At 64.5% G+C, this 25,275-nt stretch carries 18 protein-coding genes; 5 read left to right on the forward strand and 13 right to left on the reverse strand.

Annotation, left to right across the window (positions count from 1 at the left end; genetic code table 11):
* Positions 1-246 precede the first annotated feature (246 nt).
* On the forward strand, positions 247-3,540 hold the full coding sequence (locus IPM84_02580; GenBank protein ID MBK9091658.1) for a right-handed parallel beta-helix repeat-containing protein: 3,294 nt from the start codon (positions 247-249) through the stop codon (positions 3,538-3,540).
* Entirely contained in the window at positions 3,530-5,017 is a 1,488-nt protein-coding gene (locus IPM84_02585; GenBank protein ID MBK9091659.1) for a glycosyltransferase family 39 protein, read from the forward strand. Before IPM84_02580 ends, IPM84_02585 begins: the two co-directional genes overlap by 11 nt.
* Before the next feature lie 294 nt (positions 5,018-5,311).
* Here the strand turns inward: IPM84_02585 and IPM84_02590 are convergent, their stop codons facing one another.
* The 11 genes from IPM84_02590 to IPM84_02640 form a co-directional block, all read right to left on the reverse strand.
* A complete protein-coding gene (locus IPM84_02590) occupies positions 5,312-6,397 on the reverse strand; it encodes a COX15/CtaA family protein (protein MBK9091660.1) in 1,086 nt (361 codons plus the stop codon).
* A gap of 121 nt (positions 6,398-6,518) precedes the next feature.
* Positions 6,519-8,126 (reverse strand): ATP-binding protein, encoded by a 1,608-nt coding sequence (locus IPM84_02595; GenBank protein ID MBK9091661.1) that lies wholly within the window; start codon positions 8,124-8,126, stop codon positions 6,519-6,521.
* A gap of 106 nt (positions 8,127-8,232) precedes the next feature.
* A complete protein-coding gene (locus IPM84_02600) occupies positions 8,233-10,239 on the reverse strand; it encodes a hypothetical protein (GenBank protein ID MBK9091662.1) in 2,007 nt (668 codons plus the stop codon).
* A gap of 9 nt (positions 10,240-10,248) precedes the next feature.
* A complete protein-coding gene (locus tag IPM84_02605) occupies positions 10,249-12,033 on the reverse strand; it encodes a hypothetical protein (protein MBK9091663.1) in 1,785 nt (594 codons plus the stop codon).
* 6 nt (positions 12,034-12,039) lie between these two features.
* Positions 12,040-13,101: a PD40 domain-containing protein gene (locus tag IPM84_02610; protein MBK9091664.1), complete on the reverse strand. Its 1,062-nt coding sequence runs from the start codon at positions 13,099-13,101 to the stop codon at positions 12,040-12,042.
* A gap of 250 nt (positions 13,102-13,351) precedes the next feature.
* Positions 13,352-14,338: a polysaccharide deacetylase family protein gene (locus IPM84_02615; protein ID MBK9091665.1), complete on the reverse strand. Its 987-nt coding sequence runs from the start codon at positions 14,336-14,338 to the stop codon at positions 13,352-13,354.
* Entirely contained in the window at positions 14,328-14,477 is a 150-nt protein-coding gene (locus tag IPM84_02620) for a hypothetical protein (protein ID MBK9091666.1), read from the reverse strand. Before IPM84_02620 ends, IPM84_02615 begins: the two co-directional genes overlap by 11 nt.
* Before the next feature lie 139 nt (positions 14,478-14,616).
* Positions 14,617-15,372, reverse strand: a complete 756-nt coding sequence (locus tag IPM84_02625; protein MBK9091667.1) for a methyltransferase domain-containing protein — start codon at positions 15,370-15,372, stop codon at positions 14,617-14,619.
* Between the two features lie 61 nt (positions 15,373-15,433).
* Positions 15,434-16,657, reverse strand: a complete 1,224-nt coding sequence (locus tag IPM84_02630) for a glycosyltransferase family 9 protein (protein MBK9091668.1) — start codon at positions 16,655-16,657, stop codon at positions 15,434-15,436.
* Positions 16,654-17,898, reverse strand: coding sequence for a glycosyltransferase (locus IPM84_02635; protein MBK9091669.1), 1,245 nt, complete (start codon positions 17,896-17,898; stop codon positions 16,654-16,656). Before IPM84_02635 ends, IPM84_02630 begins: the two co-directional genes overlap by 4 nt.
* A gap of 9 nt (positions 17,899-17,907) precedes the next feature.
* Positions 17,908-19,065, reverse strand: coding sequence for a glycosyltransferase family 4 protein (locus IPM84_02640; GenBank protein MBK9091670.1), 1,158 nt, complete (start codon positions 19,063-19,065; stop codon positions 17,908-17,910).
* Positions 19,066-19,261: 196 nt separating this feature from the next.
* Between IPM84_02640 and IPM84_02645 the strand changes: the two genes are divergently transcribed.
* Genes IPM84_02645 through IPM84_02655 form a run of 3 tightly spaced genes read left to right on the forward strand, consistent with a single transcriptional unit; the run spans position 19,262 to position 23,032 of the window.
* A complete protein-coding gene (locus IPM84_02645) occupies positions 19,262-20,455 on the forward strand; it encodes a hypothetical protein (GenBank protein ID MBK9091671.1) in 1,194 nt (397 codons plus the stop codon).
* 6 nt (positions 20,456-20,461) lie between these two features.
* Positions 20,462-22,378, forward strand: a complete 1,917-nt coding sequence (gene selB / locus IPM84_02650) for a selenocysteine-specific translation elongation factor (protein ID MBK9091672.1) — start codon at positions 20,462-20,464, stop codon at positions 22,376-22,378.
* Between the two features lie 24 nt (positions 22,379-22,402).
* Positions 22,403-23,032 (forward strand): LysE family transporter, encoded by a 630-nt coding sequence (locus tag IPM84_02655; protein MBK9091673.1) that lies wholly within the window; start codon positions 22,403-22,405, stop codon positions 23,030-23,032.
* A gap of 6 nt (positions 23,033-23,038) precedes the next feature.
* Here IPM84_02655 and IPM84_02660 read toward each other — a convergent pair whose 3' ends face one another.
* Positions 23,039-24,070: an ATP-binding protein gene (locus IPM84_02660; GenBank protein MBK9091674.1), complete on the reverse strand. Its 1,032-nt coding sequence runs from the start codon at positions 24,068-24,070 to the stop codon at positions 23,039-23,041.
* A gap of 73 nt (positions 24,071-24,143) precedes the next feature.
* Positions 24,144-25,250: an ATP-binding protein gene (locus tag IPM84_02665; protein ID MBK9091675.1), complete on the reverse strand. Its 1,107-nt coding sequence runs from the start codon at positions 25,248-25,250 to the stop codon at positions 24,144-24,146.
* Positions 25,251-25,275 lie beyond the last annotated feature (25 nt).

The raw sequence follows: 25,275 nt of genomic DNA on the forward strand, positions 1-25,275 counted from the left end.
CGGGAACGGGGAACCGTCGGTCACGTCTCCGGCGTGACGACACCCTCTCTCGCAGAGTTTGCTTCTCTCGTCCAACGTTGTCCGGCCTCCTGGCCGGACCTACGGGAACTGCACCTTCATTCCTGTGACTTCATTCCTGTGACTTCATTACTATTGCCTCTCGTATGATGACCTGATAGACTGATTTCCGGTTATGGTTACTGCTGATCCCATTGTCAGCCTGTAGATTCATTGACGGAGAGGATTATGATTGTCTTGCGTGCCTGGTTTTTCATTATTCTTTCATTGCCGCCATTGCTGCTTCCCGGCGTGCGCGCTGCCCGCGAACCGGCGCTGCCAACCGTTGTGCGCACCGTGTGTCCCGTGGGATGCGCCTATGCCAGCATTCAGGCGGCCATCAACGCCTCGGCCGCGGGCGATCTGGTGGATGTGTTGGCGGGTGTTTACGTCGAGAACGTCATGCTCAAGGCGGGGGTTTCGGTGCAGGGCGCCGACCCCGCGACCACGATCATTGATGGCAATCAGGCCGATCATGTCATCACGTCGCTCGATGCCGCCCTGGGGCCGGATACGGTGGTCAGCGGGTTTACCGTGCGCAATGGCCGATCGGTCGAGGGCGGCGGCGTCGAGTTGTACCGGGCCTCGCCCACGCTGCGCAACCTGATCATCGAGGATAACTTCGCCGGCAACAACTTTGGCGGCGGTATTGCCGTCATCTCCGGCGCCAAACCGATCGTAGAGAACTGCATCATTCGTCACAACACGGCCCTGCGCGGTGGCGGCATCGGCGTGTACGACGCCAACAGCTCGATCACCCTGCGCAACACCACGATCATCAGCAATACGGCCAGCGAAAGCGGGGGCGGTCTGTTCCTCTTTCAGTTGGCAACCGCGACGCTCAGCCAGGTTGTCATCGAGGGGAACCGCGCGACCCGGCGCGGGGGTGGTGCCACTGTTGCGAATCAGAGCACGATGTGGCTCGATCAAGTCACGGTGCGCGGCAACGAATCGGTCACTGGGAGTGCAGGTGGGATCGCGGTTGATCTTGCCTCGCAGGTGACGCTGGAGCGCACGACGGTCATCAGCAACACAGCCCTGTTGGACGGCGCGGGCATCCAGGTGGATCGCTCCACGTTGGTAGTGCGCAACCAGTGTACGTTCGATGGCAATGTGGCCGGCCGCAATGGCGGCGCCCTGGCCACCAGCGGCACGGCAACCGCTGCCAGCCCGGTGACGTTGCAGGACACCATCTGGCGCGCGAATCGGGCGGCCAACCTTGGGGGGGCGGCGCTTTTCAATCCGAACACCAACCTGGTTTTCAGCGGCAACCGCCTGGAAGAGAACCGCGCCCTGAACGGCGGCGCCCTCTACCTGGTGACGATCAGCCCGACCCTGCAAGGCAATCAGTTTCGCCGTAATCAGGCCACGCAGTACGGCGGCGCGGTTGTGGTTGACCAGGGATCAAGCCCGACCCTCTTCGATAATGAGTTCAGCAACAATCAGGCGGCCAACCTGGGGGGGGGCGGCGCTCTGATGCTGCAAAGCGCATCCACGCCGCAGGTGATCAGCAACACCTTTACCAGCAACGTCGCGACCGCGGGCAGCGGCGGCGCGATCGTCATTCTGAACAACGCCAATGCGACGGTGAACGAAAACCGCTTCGAGAGCAATGCCGGCCTGGATGGCGGCGCCGTTTTGGTCTCCGCGGCGCAGGCGCAGATGCAGCGCAACACCTTCAGCAACAATACGGCGCAGCGCCTGGGCGGCGCGTTGGTGACGACGGCCCAGGCCAACCTGATCCTGCAGGACAACGTGTTTAGCGCCAACTCGGCGCAGACCAGCGGGGGCGCCCTGCTCATGCAGGGGAACTCCAGCGGGCTGCTGACGCGCAACCAATGGCTGAGTAACAGCGCCGTGAGCGGAGGCGCCGTCTACCTGATCGCGTCCGGCCCGACGCTGGCGGACAGCCTCTTCCGTGAGAACGTGGTTTCGCAATACGGCGGCGCATTGGTGGCCGATCAAGGCAGCCAGGTGACGCTGCGCGGCAACACCTTCGAGCTGAATGTGGCCGGGCTGAACGGCGGCGCCGCGCTTTTGCAGTCGGCCTCCACGCCGTGGGTGGAGGGCAACCGTTTCTTCACCAACACCGCGGCCTCGGGCGTTGGCGGCGCGTTGATCCTGAGCACTGGCGCCAATGGCGCCGTGCTGGAGAACGATTTCGCTGACAACCTGGGCCTGGATGGCGGCGCCCTCATGATCAGCAGCGCGACGGCGACCATCACGGGTAACCATTTTCGCACGAACACCGCGTTCCGGATGGGCGGCGCGCTGGTGGTGACCGACAATGCCAGTGCGATTGTGAGCAGCAATTGGTTTACAGCCAATACCGCGCTTTCCGATGGCGGTGCGGGGCTTGTGCAGCTTCACTCCAGCGGTCAGTTCAAGCAGAACCAGGTGCGCGACAACGTGGGGGGCGGCAAGGGCGGTGGGCTGCGCATCTTCGATGATGTCAGCATGACCGTGGATGACAACCTGTTTGCCGGTAATCAGGCGCAGGATGGCGGCGCTTTGCAGGTTGAGCAGGCGCAGGTGACGGCTGCACGCAATCGCTTCGAGGCCAACGTCGCATCCTTGCGCGGCGGGGCCGCGCAGGTTGCCGCGGCGGGAGAGCTCACCGTGCGCGCCAGCACGATCGTTTCCAACACGGCCGGCAGCCACGGCGGCGGTCTGTACGCGGCGTCCGGCGCCGTGCTGATCGTGCATGACACCCTCCTGCAGGCCAATCGCGCCACGTCAGCCGGTGGCGCCATTCGTTGGATCAGCGCCGGCGGTGAATTGCGCAACAGCCGCGTGCTTGACAACTGGGCAGGCGCCACCGGCGGCGGAGTCGCCAGCAGCGGCAGCAACCTGCTGCTTTTCGGCAATGTGATACAGACAAACAGTAGTGGTCAGTTGGGCGGGGGCGTCTACCTGCAGGGCGTCTCCCAGCCTGAGCTGCGCAATAACCTGATCGTGAAGAACAGCGCGTCTGTGCAGGGCGGCGGCATTTTTGCCATAGACGGGCCGGTTGCCAACCTGTTGTACAACACGATTACAGACAACGATCTGTCCGGGGCCGGAGAAGGGGTCGGCGTGGCCGGCGGCAGCAGACTCACCCTGCGCGGCAATATCGTCACGCATAATCAGCGCGGCATCGTGGTCAGCAGTAACAGCACAGCGACCCTGGTGCGTAACGATGTGTGGAACAATAGCCAGGCCAACTATGCCGGCATCGCTCCTGGCGCAACCGATTTGAGCGTTGATCCCCGATTTGTCACCGACGCCCTGGGCGATTATTATCTCAGTTGCCGGCGGGCCGGACGCAGCAGTGACAGCTCTCTGCTGGACGCCGGCCCGGACACGGCCGCAACCGTCGGTCTGGCGACGCTGACGACCTGTGGCTTCAATTTGCTCGACCAGGGTCAGGCTGATTTGGGGTATCATTATCCGTTGTTTGTTTATGCATGGGTTCCACGCGCCTTCTTCCCCTATGTCCGTTGATCGCGCCGCGCCGCTGTCGCTGCGTCTGCGCCGCAGTGCGCGCGGGGCCATGCATCGTTTTCCCCACGCGCTGCTCGTGGGGATCATTCTGTTGGGCGCCTGTCTGCGCTTTCTACGCCTGGACTGGCAGGACATCTGGCTGGATGAGGCCTTTTCGCTGCACATGGCGTCCTTGCCCTGGAATGCAACCCTGGCCGCCCTGCAGCAGGACGTTCATCCGCCCTTGTTCTACGCCCTGCTCCATGTCTGGCTCTCTGTGCTGGGAGACAGCGCCTACGCCCTGCGCCTCCTGTCGGTCATGACCTCTGTGCTGGCTCTGCCCGTTCTGTACACCCTGGGGCGGGCGTTGCGACTGGAACGGCCCTGGAGCCGGCTGCTCACCTTTTTGCTGGCCGTGGCCTATTTTCATGTGCGCTTCGCCCAAGAGACGCGTTCCTTCAGCCTGCTGGTGCTGTTGACGCTGCTCTCCATGCTCGGCTTCGTGCGCTGGCTCGCCCGGCGTCAGGCGCGCACACTCCTGCTGACTGCTCTCGTCAGCGCCGCGTTGGTCTACACCCACTACTATGGCCCCCTTGTACTCCTGGTGCAAAGCGCGTGGTTGGCCTGGCATGGGCGCTCCTACCGGGCATGGCTCTGGCCCTGGACGCTGGCCCTGGCCGGCGTGGGGCTGGCCTTCTGGCCCTGGCTGTCCATCGTTCAGCAGCAGGCAAGGACATTGCCCAGTCTGACGCACCAGACGCCTTTCGCGCTTGCCACCCTGGGTGATCTGCTCTACCGCTTTAGCGGCCGTAGTGGTTTGCTCGCCGCGCTGTGCTGTCTGCTGATCGGGCTGCCGAGGCTGGCGGCGCGTTGGCCCGGCGCGGCGCGCGCGCTGGGTTTGACGCGCGCGCGTCCGCCATTGCCCCTGGCGAGCCTGCTGCTGTTGTGGCTGACCCTGCCCGTTCTGCTTCCCCTGTTGTTCAGCGGCCTGGCGGCGACGTTCACCTATCGCAATGCCATCATCAGTCTGCCGGCTTTTTGGCTGTTGGTGGTCATGGGTTGGCGGCAGATTCGTGCGTGGCGCGTGCATGGGGTGTTGTTGGCCCTGGTGTTGACGCTGAGCTTGCCAGGACTCTTCCGCTACTATGTGGAGCCAGACAAAGAACAGTGGCGCGCGGCTGTGGCCTGGATAGCGCAGGTCGCGCAGCCCGGTGATCTCATTTTGTTCGACACCGGCCCCACGCGCCAGCCCTTCGAGATTGCGGCCCGCGCCACGCTCATGACGCTGCCGCGGGAGACCTTTCCCAACTTCGAGGGCGACCCTGCCGCCTTCGTGCGCCGCTACGCCCGCCAGTACCCGCGCATCTGGCTCATCGCCACGGTCTATGGCGAAGCTCGCCTCGACTGGCGCCTGGGTCTGCTGGCGCCCTACTATCGCCTGCAGGGGCTGATGCCCTTCACCGATGTCATGCCGGTCCTCCTCGAACGCCGGCCCTGATCTCGCCCCCCCTTCCCCTCTCCGTACCGCGGAGAGGAGAAGGGGTCGGGGGTTGAGGAGAGGCTCTCGTCCCCCCTTCCCCTCTCCGTACCGCGGAGAGGAGAAGGGGTCGGGGGTTGAGGAGAGGCTCTCGTCCCCCCCTTCTCCTCTCCGTACCGCGGAGAGGAGAGGCTCTCGTCCCCCCTTCTCCTCTCCGTACCGCGGAGAGGAGAGGCTCTCGTCCCCCCTTCTCCTCTCCGTACCGCGGAGAGGAGAAGGGGTCGGGGGTTGAGGAGAGGCTCTCGTCTTTCTACGTCAGGCGGTCGCGTGAATGAGCCGGTGATTGAGAAAGATGGCGGCGGCAAACAGCGTAATGGCCGTGGCCTGGTGCAGCAGCGCCAGCGGCAGCGTCACGTCGAAGAGCACCACGCTGATGCCGAGCAGAATCTGCACGCTGACGATGGCGACCAGGGTTGCCGCACCGGTTCGGGCGCTGCGCAGGCTGTCGTCGCCGGCCGCACGCCGGTAGACGACGTAGGCCAGCGTGAGCACGACAAAGGCCAGCCAGCGATGGATGAATTGCACCGTGGCCAGACTGTCCACCAGGTTACGCCACCACGGCTCGATCAGCGCCAGCAGCCCCGGCGGAACCAGGTAGCCGAACATGAGCGGCCAGGTGTTGGACACATGGCCGGCCTTAAGCCCGGCGGTCAGCCCGCCATAGGTGATTTGCAGGAGCACAACGGCGGTGAGCACCAGGCCGAGGGAGGCAAGGCGTACACGGACGCCAGGCTGAGCGGGTGTGATCCGGTAAGTGTGATTGAGCGCCGTCCACAAACAAAGGGCCAGCAGCGCGAGCGCGGTGAGCAAATGCGCAGTCAGGCGATAGTGACTGACGCTGGGGCGGTCCACCAGGCCGCTGGCAACCATGAACCAGCCCATGAAGGCCTGAAAGAGAAACAGGGCGCCGATGCCGATGTAAACGCCGGATTGACGCCAGGGGATGAAGCCGCGCAGCAGGAAGTAGGCCAGGGGTAGCGCCAGCACCAGCCCCACCAGGCGCGCAATCAGCCGGTGAACGTACTCGACATAGAAGATGGACTTGTACTCGTCCAAAGACATGCCTGCGTTGACTTTTTGATATTCGGGCGACTGCTGATACTTGGCAAATTCCTCCTGCCAGGCTTGTGCTGTCAGCGGCGGCACCACACCGGTAATGGCATTCCACTCAACAATGGAGAGGCCGGAGCGGCTCAGGCGGACGTAACCGCCGACCACCACCATCAACGCGACCATGACCGCCACGGTGTACAGCCAGGTGGTGACGATCGGGCGCGTCTGTGGTTGGGCGGCGGCGCGTGCGGTGTATGGCGCGCCGGACAAAGCAATCGAGTCTTTCATGCAAACTCCTCGAACAACATGGGTTCAGGTTGGCGCATCTTACCACGTTCTCCGCGCAGGAGAGCGTGATCTGTCGCAGAGAGCGCCGTCGCGCCTCTGGCGTGACCTACGGCAGGGTTTCTCACATCCCCCACACGGTGATCGGTCGTCCCTGGCACGATTCATCGCGGCGGAAGATTCTCTCCTCCCACGGTTTGGCCGGCGTGCGGTCGAAAATCACCAGGTGGGCCTCTTCGGCGCCGCAGCGGTCGGCGTACTCCCAGGTCTGCGCCAACCCTTCGGCCAGGGTTGCCTCCAGCGATTTGTGCAGCACTTTCAACTCGATGACGCCGCGCTGGACAGTCGTTTTGCCCTCCGCGTTTGGCGTTGCGGTCGGCCAGAGCACCAGCAGATCGGTGCGCTTGCGTCCCAGGCCGTACTCGCGCTCGACGCGGCCGCCGCCGTTGACGATGCGCTGCAGGAACGCCTGCAGGAGAAGCTGCGGCCCCGCCTCCTTGTAGTCGAACCGCTCGACCCAACTTTCCGAATGTTCGCGGAAGAACTGCTGGAAGGCGGTCAGCAGCCTGGACAAATCCAAGCGGCCGTCGGCTCGGGTGTACCAGGCGGACTGAAAGGTGCTCTCGAAGTTGAGCTGGGTGACAAAGGTTAGCTCGCGGGGGATGATCTCGCCGTAAATGGGATTGGCGATCTGTGGGCCAAAGGCTGTGGGGCGAATCAGGCCCAGGTCGGTCACGTAGCGCATGTCATCCTCGCTGACCGCACGCTCCAATTCGTACCCTTGCAGCATCGGTGCGATGACGCGACGCACGCGCGGTTCCCGCAGCTTATCGGTCAGTTGATCCAGGTGCGTTTCGCGGCGCTGGATCAGGTTCTCCTTCGCTTCCTGGACCATCTCGGCCGTGATGGGCCGGCTGCGGTCGCGGCCCTCCCGCATGGTGAAGGTGGTCTCGTAGGCCAGCGCGTTCACCAGCCAGGGCTGCCCTTGCGTCAAATGCCAGACCGTCGCCAGCGCCTCTGGCTCGAAGACCTGACCGGTCTCCGCGGTGTGCTGCAAGAGCAGGCGCTCCACTTCCGGCTGTGTGAAATCGCCCAGGCGCAGTGACACCGCCTTGATGTTGAACGCGCTGCCACCGGTGATGATCTCCTGGCTCTGGCTCGAACGGATGCGGTAGTCGCGCACGTCGCGCACCCCGCAGAGAATGATCGTCAAGGGAAAATGCGCCGGTCGCTTGTCATAGCCCGCACGCAGTTGGCGCAGCACCGAGATCAGCGTGTCACCGATCAGGGCATCCACCTCATCCAGCAACAAGATGACTGGTTGTGCGCTGTGCTCCGCCCAGCGCGTCAAAAGCTCGCCCAGGGCCGCGTGCGGTCCATTTTCCTGCAATACCTGTTGGGCAATGGCTTTGAGAAACGGCTCATTCAGAAAGTCACGCGCGCGTGAGGCGATTTCGCTGACAATGGCGCGCATCGCCGCGGCGACATCCTCGCGGGCGGCCTGCGCGCCTTCGATGTTGGCGTACAGCGCTCGATACTGCCCTGCGCGGTTGAGATGTTCCATCAGCGCCAGCAGGGCGGAGGTCTTGCCGGTTTGCCGCGGGGCATGCAGCACAAAATACTTCTCTTGGGCGATCAGATTCAGGATGTCAGGCAGATTGATCCGTTCAAGGGGAGAAAGACAATAGTGCTTTTCACAGTTGACCGGCCCGGCCGTGTTGAAGAAACGCATAGATACCTCGCTTATCAGGCAGACCTCATTATAGACCCGGAGTATAGACCCGGAGTATAGACCCAGAGTATAGACCCGGAGTATAGACCCAGAGTGGAATTCCTGCTCACGGCGGGAAGGGGATGACCTGGAGCCGATAGGGAACGAGCGGCAGGCGCAAGCGTTGGGGCGCGATTGGCACATCGCTGGCGTAGGCGCTGAGCAGCCCGCCTTCGCCATCGGCCACGTAGAGCAAATTGCCCAGCAGGTGCAGTCCGCGCGCGTAGCTGGGGGTATCCAGAGTGCTGAGCCAGATGGGCGCGGCCGGGTTACTGACATCGAGCACCTGGACGCCGGTGGTTGCGTCGGCCAGGTACGCGACCGTTCCCACCACTTCGACATGATGAGCGTCCTGGGTCTGGGTATAGGCGCCGAGCAGGGTGGGCGTCGTCGGGTCGCTGACGTCGAAAATGCGCAGGCCACCGGTGCCGTCCGCGATGTAGGCCAGGGTGGTGGTCACGGTGGCGGTGGGAGGGCCGCTGACCGAACGGGTCAACGCCAGGCCAAACGCGTAGCCCGGTGTGTCCGCCGCGCCAATGCCGGTCGGCGCGGCCGGGTTGCGAATGTCAACGATGGTCAGCCCGCTGACGCCATCGGCCAGATAGGCCAGGTTGTCCAGCAGGCGAATGGCTTCGGCGTCGCCAGGCGTGTCGAATGAGCCGATGCGGGCCGGGAACATGGGGCGATTGACATCAATCACCTGCAAACCGCCGCCGTAACCATCGGCCACAAAGGCCAGGGTGCCGGAGAGGGCCACATCTTGCGCGCTGCCCGGCGTGTCAATGGCGCCGCGCAGGGTGATGGCCGGCGCATTGCTGACATCAATGATGTGCAGCCCGCTGGTGTCGTCGGCCACATAAGCGAAACTGCCGCTCACCACCACGCTGCGCGCAATGGCCGGCGTGTTGTACGCTCCGAAGGGCCGCGGCGCGTTGAGGTCGTGAACGTCCATCACCTGCAGGCCGCTGTAACCCGCAGCCACATACACCAGTTGTGCGCGCGCGGTGACGCCGTAGGCATAGCCAGGAATGGTGTACGCGCCGAGCAGTTGCGGCGCCGGCGGGTTGGTCACATTCAACAGTTGCAGCCCGCTGGTGTGATCGGTGACGTAGGCGACCCGGCCCGACACAACGACGCTCGATGCCGAACGCTGTGTGTTGAAGAACCCGAGCAGGCTAGGGGTGATCGGATTGGCCACGTCAATCAGTTGCAGACCGGCCCGTCCGTCGGCCACGTAGGCCAGCGTTCCGCTGATGCTGAGGCCACTGGCGAAGCCTGGAGTGTCATAGGTCCCGCGCAGTTGGGGCGCGGCCGGGTTGGTCACATCTACGATCTGCAGCCCGATGTCGCCATCGGCCAGGTAGGCCAGGTTGCCGCTGATCTGTATCTCGCGCAGATTGCTTGGAAAGGGGGTGGTGTAGCGGCTGCGCATCTGTGGGCTGAAGGGGTTACTGACATCCACGATCTCCATGACCCCGCTGCAGCCAAGAAAGGTGCAGGTGCTTTCGGAGAGGTAGGCCAGGCCTCCGCTCACGACGACATTCTGAGCCGCGCTGGGAGTGGCGTAAAGGCTGAGCAGGGTGGGCGCCAGGAGATTGCTGACATCTACGATTTGCAGGGAAGAGTAATCTGCGAGGTAGGCCAGACTGCCGACTACACTGACCCCGAGGGCAAAGCCGGTGGAATTGTAGATGCCCAGGAGTTGCGGCGCGCGCGGGTTACTGGCGTCGTAAATGTAGAGGCCGCTCTCGCCCAGGGCCACGTAGACCAGGCCGCCGATCACTTGCAGGCTGCGTACGATGTCTGGCAGCAGCGGCGTTTGTCCCAGGAGCACGGGCGTCCCCGGAGTGGAGATGTCCAGGATTTGCAGACGGAAGCCGGCGCCCAGGTAGGCAAAGGGGCCTGCGACCTTGACCGTGTAGCTGGGCCCACCGATCTGACCGAGAAGGGTCAGATCGGCGGGCGCCGCGGGGAGGATCGCCGCGGGCTGCGTGGCGACAGCGTACCTCGGCGCCAGATTTGTGATCAGCAGGAGTGTCACCAGGGTGAGTCCCACTCGGACACGATTTTTCATGCCCATGATCTAGCGGCGCCTGATGGCCGGGAGGAAGGTGCGGGCGACCGGTACGCTGACCTGTATAAAGATCTGGTTGTTGTCTACATCGGCGTCGTCGGGCGCCGGCGGGATGTAGGCATAGATACGGTAGACTCCGGGCGCGACGTTGGGCCAGGCGAAGTTGGCGACGACCGGCAGGCTGGCGGCGTTCTGAGCGTTCAGGATGACGCTGCCCAGGTGGGTGCCGATGTCGGGGCGACCTTGCCAGAATTGAACTTCCAGGTCGCCGCTCACGCCGCGGCCGCCGATGTTGGAGATGTCCACGCTCAGCGGCACGGTGACGGTGACGGTTGGCGGGACGAGGGGCCAACTGCGCGGCGTCGTGTGCAGGTCGCTCAGCTTGAGGTCGAGCACGACGGGCGGCGTCACGGTCATGGTCTTGGTGTTGTCGTTTTCATGGAACTCGCGCACCATGTCGTAGGGGTCAGCCTGCGCAAAAACCGTCAGCGTCTGGCTGACGACCTGTTCCCAAGCCACCTGCACATTGCCCGGCGGGCTGTGGCGTGCGGGCAGGCCGGCGCTGAGTGCAGCTTCGCCGATGGGCGGCGCGACCTGATCAGGTGAGCCGAGGCCGAAGCGGACGGCAAAGGGGCCGGTGGCCAGGTTGCCGGTGTTGCTGACCGCCGCGTTCAGGGTGAAGCGGCTGGGCTGTTCCGCGAACACCGCCCAGGTTGCGGAGTAGGTTGGGCCGGCGCTGATCTGCAGGTCGCTGTACCAGGTGCGATGGTTGTGGCCCCAGGCGGCGAAGGCCTGGCCGATGGGGGTTAGTTGGCGGGTGCTGTGGTTGAACAGGGAGCGGACATACTGCCCTTCGAACTGCTCGCTGTCGAGCGAGAACCAGCACCAGCGCTGCAGTAGCCGATAGTCATCCTCCGGCATGCCGAGCGTGGGGTCGCGCAACGAGTTGAAGAGATCGAAGGTGCCGTTGAGAAAGCGCGTGACGCGGGCATAATCGAAGCCAAAGTTGATCGGCATCAGGATGCCGTACTCGGTGTTGATCAGGGGCTTGTTCTGCTGCCCATGATCCTTCATCCAGCGGCGGAAGCGAATGACTTGCTCTTGCACCAGGTCAACGCGGTCGTGGTCGTCAATTTCCCACAGCATGCCCTGGGTGGCGTTGACGCCGGGCGGGATCGAGGCGCCCCACGAGTTGATCTGTTCGCGCAGGACGAAGGTGTGCATGTTCCACACATCCACCGGCATGTCGCTGCCGTAGCGGGCGCGGTAGCTGTTCCACACCAGGTCAAGCCACTGCAGGCGCAGCGGCGTGCCCTGGGTGACGCCATTGATGGCGATTTGGGCCGTGGGATCGCGCTGTTTGATGAAGAAATAGGCGTCGTGATACGCGACGGCGTAATCTTGCGGCAGGACGTTGTCTTGCCAGATGTTGTCAGCCTCGTTGCCGATGATCCAGGTGCGGCCAAGGTTGTTGGCAACGCCGGCGGCCAATTCAACGCCGCTTGGGATGAAGGTGCTGCCGGTCACGCGCAGCATGGGCATGTAGATGTAGCCGGCCGGCTCGGCCGGCGCGGGTTGCACATCCCAGCGGACGAACCAGCCACCGTTGAGCAGGCTGACATCGAAGTCACTAATTTGGGTCGTGACGCCGAATCCGGCCCGCTCGTTGTCTGAGCCGATGTAGCTTGGCGGGGGCAGGGAACCCTGGTGCGTCATCGCCAGCACGATGAAGATCGGCCCGGCGATGTTCCAAAAACCTGCCGGCCAGCGCAGCCGGCGCTGTTTTGCGCGCATAATTCTCTATCTCCCGTGCCAGGTGGGGAAACGATCTACAGTCTTTTGGTTGGTCAGGCGGCGCAGGTTCGAACCGTCGCGATCCATGATGTACAGATCCCAGGTCGGGTCATCACGATCCGACGCAAAGACGATGGCCTGACCCTTGCGCGCCCAGGTTGGGGTGATGTTGTTGGCGGCCAGGTCGCTGATGCGCTGCACGTTGCTGCCGTCGGCGTTCATGACATAGATGCCGAAGTTGCCGTTACCCTCCTGATTGCTCTGAAACAGAATCTCAGAGCCGTCAGGCGACCAGCGCGGATAGAGTTCGTCGCTCTTGACGGTGGTCAAGGCGTGCTGGTTGCTGCCGTCTGCGTTCATGACATAGATGTTGCGGTCGCCGTCACGTTCGGAGACGAACGCGATCTGTTGTCCATTGGGCGACCAATCGCCGCGGCTTTCGTTGGAGGTGGTATGGGTCACGTTTTTGATGTCGCTGCCATCTACGTTGCAGGTGTACAACTGGAAGATGGCGTTTTCGTCGCGATTGGTTTGGAAGAGGATCTTCTGCCCATCGGGCGACCAGTCGGGCGACCAGCTGTGCGTGGCCTGGAAGGGCATGATGGCGCGCAGATTGCTGCCGTCCACACCCATGGCGTAGATCTGCAGGGCTTCGGGGTCCAGGCGATCGGTGACAAAGGCCACCTGACTGCCATCGGGCGACCAGGCCGGTTCGACGTTGGTGCCGATGGCCTCACCGGCGGTCAACTGGCGTTGGTTGCTGCCGTCGTCGTCCATGATCCACAGTTGCAGGTTGTCGCTGGGGCCTGCATGCCAGAGGATGCGACCAGGCTGTGGGGTAGCCGTGGGCGCCGGGGTGGCTGTGGGGGTCAGCGCGACGGTCGGCTCCTGGCTCAAGCGCGGCGCGGCAACCGTTGGGTTCAGGTAGATGAAGGCGGCGGCGCCCCAGACGATCACGGTGAACGCGGCCAGCGCCAGGCGGCGGCGGGCCTGACGCCCAAAGATGGCGCTGCCCAGGCTGCTCAATCCCAACAGAATCAGTAGGGCAATCAACAGATATCGTAACACGGCTTCACCTCACTTTGCAGTCTGTTATGTTTAGTTTAGTCTCTGGAAGCCGCGGGGCACGTGGCGTCGGCATCTCCATTCTGACGAGTCTGACGAGGTTGCATGGGTAACTTGCGGCTATTATAGCATGAGTGGGGTGCATCGTTCAAAACCTGGGGAAGCCTGGGAGTGCGGGCGCCTCGCCCGCCGCTCATCTCCCCAACGCGTGACGCTCACCCTGGGGAAGTCCAAACCAGGCAGGTCGTTGATGTTACCAATCCGTGGTCAGCAGGCGCATGACATCGGCCACGGTATGGCCGCCGCGGATGCGCACGCGCGTCAGCTCGAAGAGGTGTTCGCTGTCATGGGTGGCGCCCTGGCGGGTGGTGACAGCTCCCCAGAAATTGGCCGACTGCACCACCTGGACGGCCAGGGGGTCGTAGCGGCCGCTGGGGTAGCAGAAGGCGCGCGGGGTGAAGCCCAGGCGGCTTTCGATCATCTCGCGTGAGCCGAGCACTTGCCAGACCAGGAAATCGGCTGCGCGACCGGCCAGATCAGGATGATCGCGTGAGTGGGAGCCAATGTCCATGCCGGCGTCGTGCAACTCACGCAGCTCATCCCAGGTCATATAGCCAGGGCGGCCGGCATCTACGAAATCGGTGATGACGAAGAAGGTGGCTGTGAACCCGGCCTGCTTGAGTAACGGGAAGGCGTTGTCGAAGTTGTCCTGGTAGCCGTCGTCGAAGGTCAGCACCACGCTTTTGGGGGGCAGGAGGGGCCGGCCGGTCGCCAGGTAGCTGATGAGATCGCTCAGGCGCACGCTGACGAAGCCGGCCGCGGCCATGGCCTCGATCTGCCCGGCCAGTTGATCCGGTGTGACTGACAGATCGCGGCGGTAGATATCGGCCTCGGGCGGCGGCGCGGAGACGTAGTGGTACATCAGTATGGGCACGTTCGCACTGCGCACCTGGGCATCCGGGGTCGGGCCGGGGGTGACCGTGGACGTTGGCGTGAACGTGGGCGTCGGTGTCCTGGTGGCAGAAGGCGTCGGCGTGAGGCTTGGGGTCAGCGTCGGCGCGACGCTTGGGGTTAGCGTCGGTGTGAGGCTTGGGGTCAGCGTCGGTGTGGACGATGGCGTGGGTGTTGGCGTCCACGTGGCTGTGGGGGGGGCGATGGGAGCGCAGGCGCCCAGGGTAATCATCAGCCCGCCGACCAGGAGAAGCAGCGGCGCGACACGGGGCAGTAAGTTAGAACTCAATGTCAATGCTCTGGCGTCGGGGGACGATGACCTCTTTATTGGCGGGGGAAGCCGCGGCCGATTTGGCTGCATTGCGCTCCAGTGCATTGTCAATCAGGATGCGCCAGGCCAGCAGGAACTCACGTTCGGATGCATGCATGTGCGTCCAAAACTCATCCGGTGGGCGGAACTGTTCTGTTTCGTTGCGTAGGCCCGCGAACCCTTCGAGGAGCCATAATGCCCAGGAAAAATCAGCGGATGAATTTCGATGTGGAGCAGGCATACGCAGAAGCCTTTCACTATCGTAGAGGCTTGCGCGCCAGGCAGATGATGGATGTGCCGATGGGCAGCGCCAGGCGCCGAACCAGGGCCGCTTCGACTTTGCCCACGCCCGTCAGCACGGTGTTGACCAGGGGCGACGCCGCTTCCATTTCAACCTGGTAGGCTTCGTCATCGAAATGGGGCGACGCCAGTTTAGGCTCGGCCCGGCCGCGACGCAGCAGAATCAAGCTGGCCGCCAGCGGAAAGATGAAGAAGTTGTTGTAGCTCTTGTGCAGCACCTGGAAGTCCTGCTGTTGCAGCTTGGAGGCCAGCTCGGGCGCGGTGTAGCGCCGTTGATGGGCGTTGAGAACGTCGTTCTGGCTCCACAGCGCCATCAGCGCGGGAACGGTAATCAACAGGTGCCCGCCAGGACGCAGGACCCGGTAACATTCGGCAAAGACGCCGGTCTCGTTGGGCACATGCTCCACGGTGTCGAGCAGCGCCACCAGGCCAAAGGCGGCGTCGGCAAAGGGCAGGGCGTCGGCGCTGCCCTCGCGCACGTCCAACCCACGCGCCTGCGCCACGCGCAGCGGTTTGGGATTGGGGTCAATGCCGATGACGCGACCATAATGAGCGAGGTGATGCGCCATGTTGCCCGCGCCACAGCCCACGTCAAGCACCAGGCGTTGGGGGTCGGCCGGCAGGAAGCGGTCCAGCAGGCCCAAGATGGCCCGCGTGCGACTGGCGAACCACCAATGTTTGTCTTCTGCGAGCACGAGGTTACTATTGTCCATAAGCTCTATTGTACACCAGGCATGGCGTGACCACAAGAATATGTAGCGAGTAGGGTTTGATTCAGGACACTGCGGCGGGCAGGGCGGCCAGCACTTGCTCGACGGTGATGGCGCGCACGCAGGGATGCAGGGGCAGGTCGGCGTCCGTGAAGTCGAGCCGATTGCAGGGGATGCAGGCCCAGGCGGAGGTGATGACCCGATGACGCGCCGGATCGCCCCAGGGGCCAAAGCTGGCCGCGCTCACCGGGCCGTAGAGGTGGATGGTGGGAACGCCCAGCGCCGCGGCCAGGTGCATGGGGCCGCTGTCCAGGCCGATGACCAGGGCGCTGCGCTGCAGGAGGGCGGCTAACTGCGCCAGGCTGGTTTCACCGACCGCGGAAGGCAGAGGTTCTGGCAGGCCGGGGTTGATGGCCTGCGCCAGGGCGACCTCGCCGGCGCCGCCGGCCAGGAGCGGGGTCAGCCCTCGTGCCTGCAGGGCGGCGGCCAGCGCGGCCCAGGACTCGGCGCGCCAGAGTTTGACGGCCGCGCCCGCGCCCGGCAGCAGTGCGACGAGCGGCCGGTCAGCCAGGCTGCGGCCAGCCAGCCAGGCAGCGGCCCAGGCCGCGGCGGCCGGCGGCACGCTGAAGTGCAGCGGCCCTGGTGTGATCTCCGGCTGGCCGCTGGCCGCGGCAACCAGCGCCAGGTTTTGTTCGACCTCGTGGCGCCGCGGGACGTAGGGAACGGCGGTGGTGAGGAAGGGGGCACATTCGGGGACGGCAAAGCCGAAGCGGCGGGGGATGTGGGCACGTTGGGCCAGCCAGGCGCCCCACCAATGGTCGAAGCGCAGAATGAGCGCCAGGTCGAAATGGCCGGCGCGCAGGCGGTCAGCCTCCGCGGCAAGGAGCCGGTACGGCGCCCAGGGACTGGTGGCGGGCTGGCGCGTGAAACCGGGAAAAGGGAGGGTCAGGATCTCGTCCAGCGCCGGGTGGTCGGCCAGAATGGGCTGACCCCAGGGGCCAACCAGCGCGGTGATGTGCGCGTTGGGCCAGACCTGGCGCAGGCGCTGCAGGGCCGGCGTGGTGAAGAGCAGATCGCCCAGATGATCGGGCCGGATGAGCAGCACACGCTGCGGCGGCGCGGTCGGCGGGGCGGGTGTGGTCCAACGGCTGACGGGCGCCAGGCTGCGCAGGAGCAGCAGGCGCAGGGTTTGACGGGCGCTGCGCTGCCGGCCGGCGGTGCTTTCTGCCTGATGGCGTGCGGCCAGGGCAGCCTGTGCCGGCGCCGGCCAATTCAGGGCATCGTTCACGGCGCGTAGACCGCTTCGAGTCGGGGGACGATGCGTTCCCAGCCGTAGTTGGCCGTGGCGAAGGCGTGCGCCTGCGCGCCCAGGCGCGCGCGCTGCGCCGCGTCGGCCAGCAGGGCGACCACGACCTGGGCGAACGCTGCGGCGCTGTCGGCCAGGCGCAGCTCGTGGCCGTCACGCAGGCCGAAGCCTTCGGCGCCCAGGGTGGTGGAGACGACGGCCCGGCCCAGGGCCAGCGCTTCCAGGACTTTGAGGCGCGTGCCGCTGCCCATGCGGAAAGGCAGCACGCACACGGTCGCGCCGACCAGGAAGGGGCGCACGTCGGGCACGCGGCCGGTGAGGGTGATGTCGGGGCGGTCGGCCAGTCGGGCCAGACGGGGATGTGGCTGCTGGCCGACGATCCAGAAGTGTGCGGCGGGTTCATGGGCGCGTACGCGTGGCAGAATTTCGTCGGCAAACCAGAGCACGGCGTCCACATTGGGGCGGTAGTCCATCTTGCCGCTGAAGACCAGGGCCGGCGCGGTCATTTCCGGCGCGGGAGCGCAGCAGTCGGGCGCAAAGGTTTGCAGATCCACGCCGTTGGGCACGACGGTGACGGCGATGTCGGGCCACAGGCGGCGCAAGGCGTCGGCATCGGCTGGCGAGACGGCGACGACGCGGTCGGCCAGGCGGCAGAGGGCGGCTTCGTACGCGGCCAGTTTGCGCCATTGCACCAGGGAGTAGGCCGCGCCGGCCCAACGCGCGGGGTGGCGCAGATCGGCCAGGGCGGTGCGCTGCTGCAGGATGGTCTCGGCGTTGTGATCGTCGAAGACCAGGCGTAGATGACCGGCCTGGCGCGCGCTTGCCCACGCGGGTTGCCGTTGCAGCCAGGTGACGTAGGGCGCCATTTCGATGCCTTCGACCTGCAGCACGGCGTAGGGTGTCGTTTGCACCAGGTTGAGCAGGGTGTCCTGGAAGGCGCGCACACCGGCCAGGCGCAGCGCCATGTCGGGCAGCGGTGTGCTGATGGTGGTGAGGAGACGACGCCAGGCCGCGCGGGGCGGCGGCGCCGGCAAGGCAATCACCTGGCGGCACAGCGCGGGCAGCGGCGTTTGGGCCGGCGCCAGGTCGGTCGGCTGCATCAGGCTGAGCAGGTCAATGTCATGACGCGGGGCCAGGCGGGCAATCAGGTTGAAATTGCGGATGGTGGTGCCCTGGTGCGGAGGAAAGGGCAGTTGCGGTGTGAGAATGAGCAGGCGGGCCACCAGACGATCTCAAGGCTCCGTGCGTGGGGATGGCAGAGACACCGGGACTGCTGCACTGACGCACTGGTAGACGGCGCGGGTTTCACGTGCTGCGCGCGCCCAGGAGAAGCGCTCGGCGCGTTTGAACCCCTTCTGCTGTAATTCCAACCAGAGTTGGTCGTCGGTGAGCAGCCGCCAGAGCGCGACAGTCAGTTCCTCGGTGTCGTTGGGGGCCACCAACAGAGCGGCATCGCCGACCACTTCCGGCAGGCTGGAGACATTGGCGACGACGGTGGGGGTGCCGCAGGTCATGGCTTCCAGCGGCGGTAAGCCAAAGCCTTCGTAGAAGGATGGATAGGCCAGGCAGCGCGCGGCGTTGAAGAGGAAAACCAGGTCTTCATCATCCACCGCGCCGAGGAAGAGGCAGCGCTTGTCGAGCTTCAACTCATGCACCAGGTCGTAGGCCTCCTGCGAAAGCCAGCCCCTGGCGCCGGCCAGGACGAGGGTGACATCGAGTTTGTAGTCGTCGAGCAGGCGGCGGAAGGCTTTGAGCAGCCCTTGCACGTTCTTGCGTGGTTCGATGGTGCTGACGAACAGGATGAAATCGTCGGGCACGGGGTAGCGAGCTTGCACCTGCGCCAGGGCGTGGGCGCGATCCATGGGGCGGTAGATGGGATTGGGCGCCTCGTAGATGACGGTGATTTTCTGCTCTTCCACGCCGAGCAGGTTGACGATGTCGCGACGGGTGCTGTTGGAGACAGCGATGATGTGATCGGCGCGCTTGACCGCGTCTTCGATCTGACCGTAGTAGCGGGCGCTGGCTTTGGTCAGGAAGTGCGGATAGTGCATGAAAGCCAGGTCGTGAATGGTGATGACCGATTTGCAGCCGCGCGGTTGCCATTGGGGCGGGATGAAGTCGGTACTGTGCAGAATATCGAGTTCCAGGCCTGACCAGATCAACTCCAGGCCCAGCAGGTAGATCTCGAACCGGTTGTGGCTGGGCGTCCAGACCGCGTGGTGTTGAAAATTGCCCTGGCGCGTGAACTGGGTCCGGTCTTTACGGTGTCTGAAGATGTGGAATTCATCGGCACGGTCAAGCGCAGCCAGGGCCTGGATCAAGCGCCAGGTGTACTGGCCGATGCCGGCACGGGTGTAGTAGGCGATGCGTGCATCAATTCCGATACGCATAGAGATGTTGTTTCCCCAGTGGGATGCACGGGATTCGGGGTTCGGGATTCAGAAGAAAGGGCCGGGCGACATCTTACCATCAGGTGTTGACTCCGTCAAATGGTATCGCGGACTTCGGGAGTCTTGCGCGGTCATAGACTCATGCTATAATGGACAGCGGTAACGGGGACGGCAGACGTACAAAAAAAGAGGGTTCATGGATACAACACAATTGGCGCAGATGGTCTCCTGGTTGGACGAGGAACATCGTCGGGACCGGGGTGAAGTCACCAAGCTACAACAGCGGATCGAGAGCCTCAGCGTTGAGTTGGTGGAGCAGGCACGCCGGATCCAGGAGATGGAGGGGCGCCTGGTCAGCACCCAGTCGCAGTTGGTGCGCTTTACCCAGGTGGACGAGGCGCTGCAGCAGTTGAAGAACGAGGTTGTGCTGATGCTGCAGAAGCGCGAGGAGCAGATTGATACCGATCTGCGCGAGCGCGAGCGTCTGCGGGTGAGCGACCGCGAGACCGTGGCGCGCAATGTCAGCGAGATTCGCAAGGAACTGAACCGCTTTGGGCGCATCGAGGAAGAACTGGCGCTGCGTCGTTCGGAAGATCAGCGTTTGAGCGAGCTGGTACTCAATCTGCGCCAAAGCGTGGCGTCGCTGGGTAAGGATGTGGATGAGCGTACGCGCAGCTTGCCCTATCTGGGCGAACAGCGGGTGCAGGACAATAAACGCATCGTGCAGTTGCAGCAAGAAACTGTTGATTTGTTCAAGCGCATCGAGGAGCAGGCCAGTAAGACGCCGATGATGCAGGAGAAGCTGCAGAAGTTGGAGCGCACGGTGGTCAGTATTCAGCCCATTCCGCAGGACATCAAGCGCGAGCAGCAGCAGTTCATCGAGCAGATGCGCGTGGTGGATGTGGATCGCCAGCGTGAGATGACGAAATGGCAGGATGAATTTGTGGCGCAGCGCGAGATCATCGCCCGTCAGCGCGAGGCTATGTTGGCTTTTTCTGAGCAACTCGAAGTGAGCAAATATGCCGTTGCGGAGATCGCTGGATTCCAGGAGGCGATACGCCGCGATATGAACCAGGTGGCGGAGTTGGAGCGCCTGACCGAAGATCGCCAGCGCAGGGAGATGGAAACCTGGCAGGCGGAAAACGAAAAGCGTTGGAAGCGCCAGGTGTTGCAGTGGGAGCATGAGGTGCAGGAGCAGGACAAGATCAACCGCCAGTTGGCCGCACGCTTCCCCTCGTTGGAAGAACGCCAGCGGGTACACGACGGGCAGATTCAACGCCTGTGGCGTTTGCACGAGACACACGGCCTGTCGCGCCTGGCCGAGGCTCAGCGCTGGCTGGGGCAACTCGAAGAATCGCTCAAGGATCGCGCCGCAACGCACGGGGAGTGAGCGGAAATGCGAGTCATTGGAACGGCCGGCCATGTGGATCATGGTAAATCTACCCTGGTGATGGCCCTGACCGGGATGGATCCAGACCGGCTGCAAGAAGAAAAAGCGCGTGAGATGACGATTGACCTGGGCTTCGCCTGGATGACGCTGCCCGCGGTCAACGGACAGACCGAGCGCGTGGGCGTGGTGGATGTGCCGGGCCACATTGACTTCATCAAGAACATGCTGGCCGGCGTGGGCGGCATCGATGCGGCGCTGCTGGTCGTGGCGGCCGATGAAGGGGTCATGCCGCAGACGCGTGAGCATGTCGCCATCCTCGACCTGTTGCAGATTCCCACCAGCGTGGTCGCCCTGACCAAAATTGACATGGTTGACGATCCGGACTGGATCGAGCTGGTGCAGGAAGAGATTAAGGATTTGCTGGCCCCCACCTGCCTGGCCGGCGCGCCGATGGCGCCGGTGTCCGCGCGCAAGCGGCTGGGCCTGGAAGCCCTGCTGCAGACCCTGGCCCGCCAGTTGGCACAGGCGCCGGCGCGGCCGGACCGTGGACGGCCGCGCCTGGCCGTGGATCGTTCGTTTAGCATCGCCGGCTTCGGCACCGTGGTCACCGGCACCTTGCTCGATGGCGTGCTGCATGTCGGCGATGAGGTTGAGATTTTGCCGGCCGGCCTGAAGAGTCGCGTGCGCGGGTTGCAGACCCACAAGGAAAAAGTGGAGTCCGCGCGGCCGGGCAGCCGCGTGGCGGTCAACCTGATTGGCGTGCGACCCGATGAAGTGCCGCGCGGCCAGGTGATTTGCGTGCCGGGCAGTCTGAGCAACAGCATCCTGCTCGATGTGAGCGTGCGGCTGTTGCCCACGGTGGCGCCTCTCAAACACAATCAGTTGGTAGATGTCTTCAGCGGCGCGGCCGAGGTGCCGGCCTATGTGCGCCTGCTGGACTGTGAGATTTTGGAGCCAGGACGCCAGGGCTGGGTGCAACTTCGCCTGGAACGACCGCTGGCCCTGGCGCGGGGCGATCATTTCATCATCCGCCAGCCTTCGCCCAGCCACACCCTGGGCGGCGGGCTTGTGGTGGATGCACGTCCGGCGCGGCGCTGGCGGCGCTTCCGGCCTGAGACGATCAACCGCCTGGAAACCCTGTCGCACGGCACGCCGGCCGAAATCTGGCTGCAGGCGCTGAGCAAGGAGGAACCGGCGCCGGTGCGCAGTGTGCATGGCCGCAGCGGCCTGGCTGACCACCTGGCGCAGGCGGCCCTGCTGGAGGCCCGCGCGGCCGGCGATGTGATCGTGCTGGGCGGCGCCGCAGAGCCGGGGTCGGAGACGCTGGTCATCTCACGCAGCGGATGGGGTCAGGTCAGCGGCCGGCTGAGCGCCATCCTGGACGAGACCCATCGCGCCTTTCCCTTGCGTGGCGGGATGCCCAAAGGGGAATTGAAATCACGGCTGGACCAGGGACGCTCCGCGCCATTGGCGCCGCGGGCTTTCAACGACCTGCTGAGCTACGCCGAAGGCACGGGGCTGCTGCACGTCAGCGAGGCGGCTGTGCGGCGGGCCGGCCACGCGGTGACCTTCGACGCCAGCCAGCAGGCGCTGGTCAAGCGCCAACTGGCCGCGTTTCGGCAGCAGCCGTACACGCCGCCCGGCCTGGCCGAGGTGCGCGCGGCGCTGGGCGATGAGCTGCTGGCCGCGCTGTTGGAGCAGGGGCAGTTGGTCAAACTCAACGAGGATGTGGCCTTCAACGCGGCGACGTATCAAGAACTGCTGGCCGCGGTCAAAGAGATCATCCAGCAGGAGGGCAGCGTCACCGTCGCGCAGGTGCGCGACCGCTTCAACACCAGCCGCAAATACGCACTGGCGCTGCTCGAATACCTGGACAGCATCCGCGTCACCCGTCGCGTCGGCGACGCGCGCGTACTTCGCTAAATAATGACTGTATCGAGCGAGACGATGGACTGGCGAGCGTTTGGAGAAGGCGTGATTGCCGGCTATGGTATTGCCATACCGGTGGGCGCGATTGCCATTCTGATTGTGGATACGGCCCTGCGCGGCGGCTTTATCGCTGGTTTCATGGCCGGCGCCGGCGCGGCCTCGGCCGATCTGCTCTACGCCGCGCTGGCCGCAGTGGCCGGACAGACTCTGGCCCTGGCGCTGGCGCCGTTTGCCGTGACGCTGCGTCTGCTCAGCGCGCTGGTGCTGCTTGCCCTGGGCGGCTGGGGCTTGTGGCGCTTGCATCGCCGCACGGCCGGCGCCGCGCCAGACCCGGTCGTGGCCGCCAGCGCCTGGCGCACCTACACGCAGTTCCTGGGCCTGACCCTCCTCAACCCGCTGACCGTCGCCTACTTCGGCTCGCTGATCCTGGGCAACGGCGCCGGTCACCTGGCAACGACCGCGGGCCGCGTCGTGTTCGTCCTGGGCGCGGCCGTGGCCTCCCTCTCGTGGCAGTCGCTCCTCGCCTTGATCGGCGCGGCGGCCCATCGCCGTCTCTCGCCCCGCTTTCAGCTCCTCACCAGCCTGCTCGGCAACCTGATCGTCCTGCTGCTCGGCCTGCGCATCGCCTGGCAGGTGCTGGCCGCGTAGAGGTTGTTACGACGGCCATTGCGGAATGAGGCCCGCGAAAATAGAAGAGAAGATCCTGGGCAGACCGGCCCACGACACGATGTAACCGCGGCGTTCGAGTTGGCGCAGGAGATAGTGCTGCGTGTCCGGCACGGGGACGCCGGTCGCCAGGCTGCGCAGGACACTGCGCTCTTCAGCTTTCAGATGCTGCCAGATGTACTGGAAATGATCCTCAGTTTCGTCCGCAAATTCGATGGCAGCCCGCGTCATGTCTTGATGGCTGACGCCCTGGCCGTTGTGCCACTCGAACAACACGGCACAGGCAGTCTGCAAGAAGAAGGGATGCGTTCCGGCCCACTGCAGCAGTGTGTCGGCGTAGGGCGCCAGCGGTCGGCCGGCCGCGGCCGAGGGCTGTGCGATCAGCGCCAGCGCTTCTTCACGACTGAAGGGGCCGAGCGAAACCCGCGTAAAGATGTTGAAGAAGGGCGATTCTTTGATCTCCCCGCTGTGCCCCAACTCCTGCAGATCAATTTGCGATGAGGTGACGTAAGCCACAGCATGGCTGTTGGCAATACCGCGTAGAAAGGCCAGGAACTCGGTCACATTGGCCGCGGGAATGTTCGGGTTGCTGGCAATGGCCTCGAACTCGTCGAAGAAGATCACCAGACGCCGGCCCGAGGCTTCGATGCGCTGTACGGCCGCCTTGAAGGTGTCATAGCCGCTGCCCGCGTCGGAGGTGATCGTTTCGCCCAGGGCGCGGCTCAGTTCGGCAAAGAGCGCCTGGAAAATCTGCGCGGCCTGATAGTCCTTGCGCTCTGACAGATCCATGAAGACGCACACCAGGCTGGCTGCATCGGGAATAGATGCCTGCCGGTTGGCGGGGTGATAGGCCTGGTAGAGCAGCGACGATTTGCCGATGCGCCGTTCGCCCACCACCGCCACCGACTGCGGCCGCTGATTGCCGATGCGCGCGAGAATCTTGCGCAGCTCGCGCTCCCGGCCAAAGAACTCGGCCGGGTTCGTGATCATCTTGCGGTTGAGGTATGGGTTCGTCGTCATGGCGGATCCTTGGCGGGGCGCATGAGCAGATGCTCCTGGCTTGCCTGCACGTTCTTCAGTGTCTTCAGTGTCTTCAGTGTTCAGCCAGCGTCTGCCACAGGCTGTGATCTTCCGCAATCCAGTGACGCAAGAAATCAATCCGATAGCGGAAGCGATCGTCCTGGCGCTCCAACAGTTCCTGGCGCACCAACGCGGCCAGGGCGGTTCGCTCCTGGTCGGGCGTCAGGCCGCTGTGGTGTGGTTCCAGTTGCGCGGTCAACGCGGCCGCGCTGAGCCAGGCGTCGCCATCCGTGAGAAAAGCCGCCAACCCCGCCAGCACCAGTCGTTCCGCGCGATTAGCCTCATTCCACAGGTAGATCATGTGCGGTAACGGGTTTTCCACCAGGTCGGTCACGGCCTCCTGCAGCGCTGCGAGGCTGACGGTCGGCTGTGACTCCTGCAGCGCGGCGTCTACGATGGTGGAACAGAGGCCCTGCGTAAAATAGGGGTGGCCAGCGCCCAGGCGCAAGACCGCGGCCAGTGCAGCCTCATCGTAGGTCAGAAACGATTCGACCGGTTCCACGATCAGGCGGCGGGCGGCGTCATCGGTCAGGAAACTGATGCGCTTGTAGCGGGCCGGGCTGAAGGTGCGCGCCCAGTCCCAGTATTGGCCGCGCATTTCCTCCAGCGGCCGCGAGCCGGTGAACAGGAAGGCCAGGCGCCGCGGCTGCTCCATCAGGCTCTTGAGATAGGGGAAGATGTCGGCGCTCAGGCGGCCGCCATCCACCAGGCGCTCCAGGATTTCGTACTCGTCGAACATCAGCAAGAGGGTGCGTTGTCCCGCGGCCTGAGTCGCCTGCATCAGCAGGGCTTCGAACAGGCTGTAGGCGTTCTGTCCGCGGTCGGCCAGTGCGTCCAGACTCGCCTGCAAAGGCGCCTCCGGCAAGGCCAGGCTGATGGCGCGACCGATCTTGCCAAAAAACTCGTGCGTATCCACTTCCGCCATGACCTGCATGTCCACGTAGACCGGCGCAAAGGTCGTTCCCAGGCGCCCGCGCTGAATCTGGCGCAGCACGGAGGTCTTGCCGGTGCGCCGGCCGCCGTAGAGCACCAGGGTGACATTGTCCGCGCGCGTGGCCAGACCGCTGCGCACATAGTCGAAGACATCCTCGCGGCCAAAGAACAGCGCGCGGTCTTCCACCGGGGGGCCGACGATGTACGGGTTG

Origin of the sequence: Candidatus Amarolinea dominans, assembly GCA_016719785.1 — a bacterium.
Lineage (GTDB): Bacteria > Chloroflexota > Anaerolineae > SSC4 > Amarolineaceae > Amarolinea > Amarolinea dominans.

Bases quoted from the DNA above. Each gene is read 5' to 3' on its own strand.
- IPM84_02580 (MBK9091658.1), top strand. From the start codon at position 247: ATGATTGTCTTGCGTGCCTGGTTTTTCATTATTCTTTCATTGCCGCCA.
- IPM84_02585 (MBK9091659.1), top strand. From the start codon at position 3,530: ATGTCCGTTGATCGCGCCGCGCCGCTGTCGCTGCGTCTGCGCCGCAGT.
- IPM84_02590 (MBK9091660.1), bottom strand. From the start codon at position 6,397: ATGAAAGACTCGATTGCTTTGTCCGGCGCGCCATACACCGCACGCGCC.
- IPM84_02595 (MBK9091661.1), bottom strand. From the start codon at position 8,126: ATGCGTTTCTTCAACACGGCCGGGCCGGTCAACTGTGAAAAGCACTAT.
- IPM84_02600 (MBK9091662.1), bottom strand. From the start codon at position 10,239: ATGAAAAATCGTGTCCGAGTGGGACTCACCCTGGTGACACTCCTGCTG.
- IPM84_02605 (MBK9091663.1), bottom strand. From the start codon at position 12,033: ATGCGCGCAAAACAGCGCCGGCTGCGCTGGCCGGCAGGTTTTTGGAAC.
- IPM84_02620 (MBK9091666.1), bottom strand. From the start codon at position 14,477: ATGCATGCATCCGAACGTGAGTTCCTGCTGGCCTGGCGCATCCTGATT.
- IPM84_02625 (MBK9091667.1), bottom strand. From the start codon at position 15,372: ATGGACAATAGTAACCTCGTGCTCGCAGAAGACAAACATTGGTGGTTC.
- IPM84_02640 (MBK9091670.1), bottom strand. From the start codon at position 19,065: ATGCGTATCGGAATTGATGCACGCATCGCCTACTACACCCGTGCCGGC.
- IPM84_02645 (MBK9091671.1), top strand. From the start codon at position 19,262: ATGGATACAACACAATTGGCGCAGATGGTCTCCTGGTTGGACGAGGAA.
- selB (MBK9091672.1), top strand. From the start codon at position 20,462: ATGCGAGTCATTGGAACGGCCGGCCATGTGGATCATGGTAAATCTACC.
- IPM84_02655 (MBK9091673.1), top strand. From the start codon at position 22,403: ATGGACTGGCGAGCGTTTGGAGAAGGCGTGATTGCCGGCTATGGTATT.
- IPM84_02660 (MBK9091674.1), bottom strand. From the start codon at position 24,070: ATGACGACGAACCCATACCTCAACCGCAAGATGATCACGAACCCGGCC.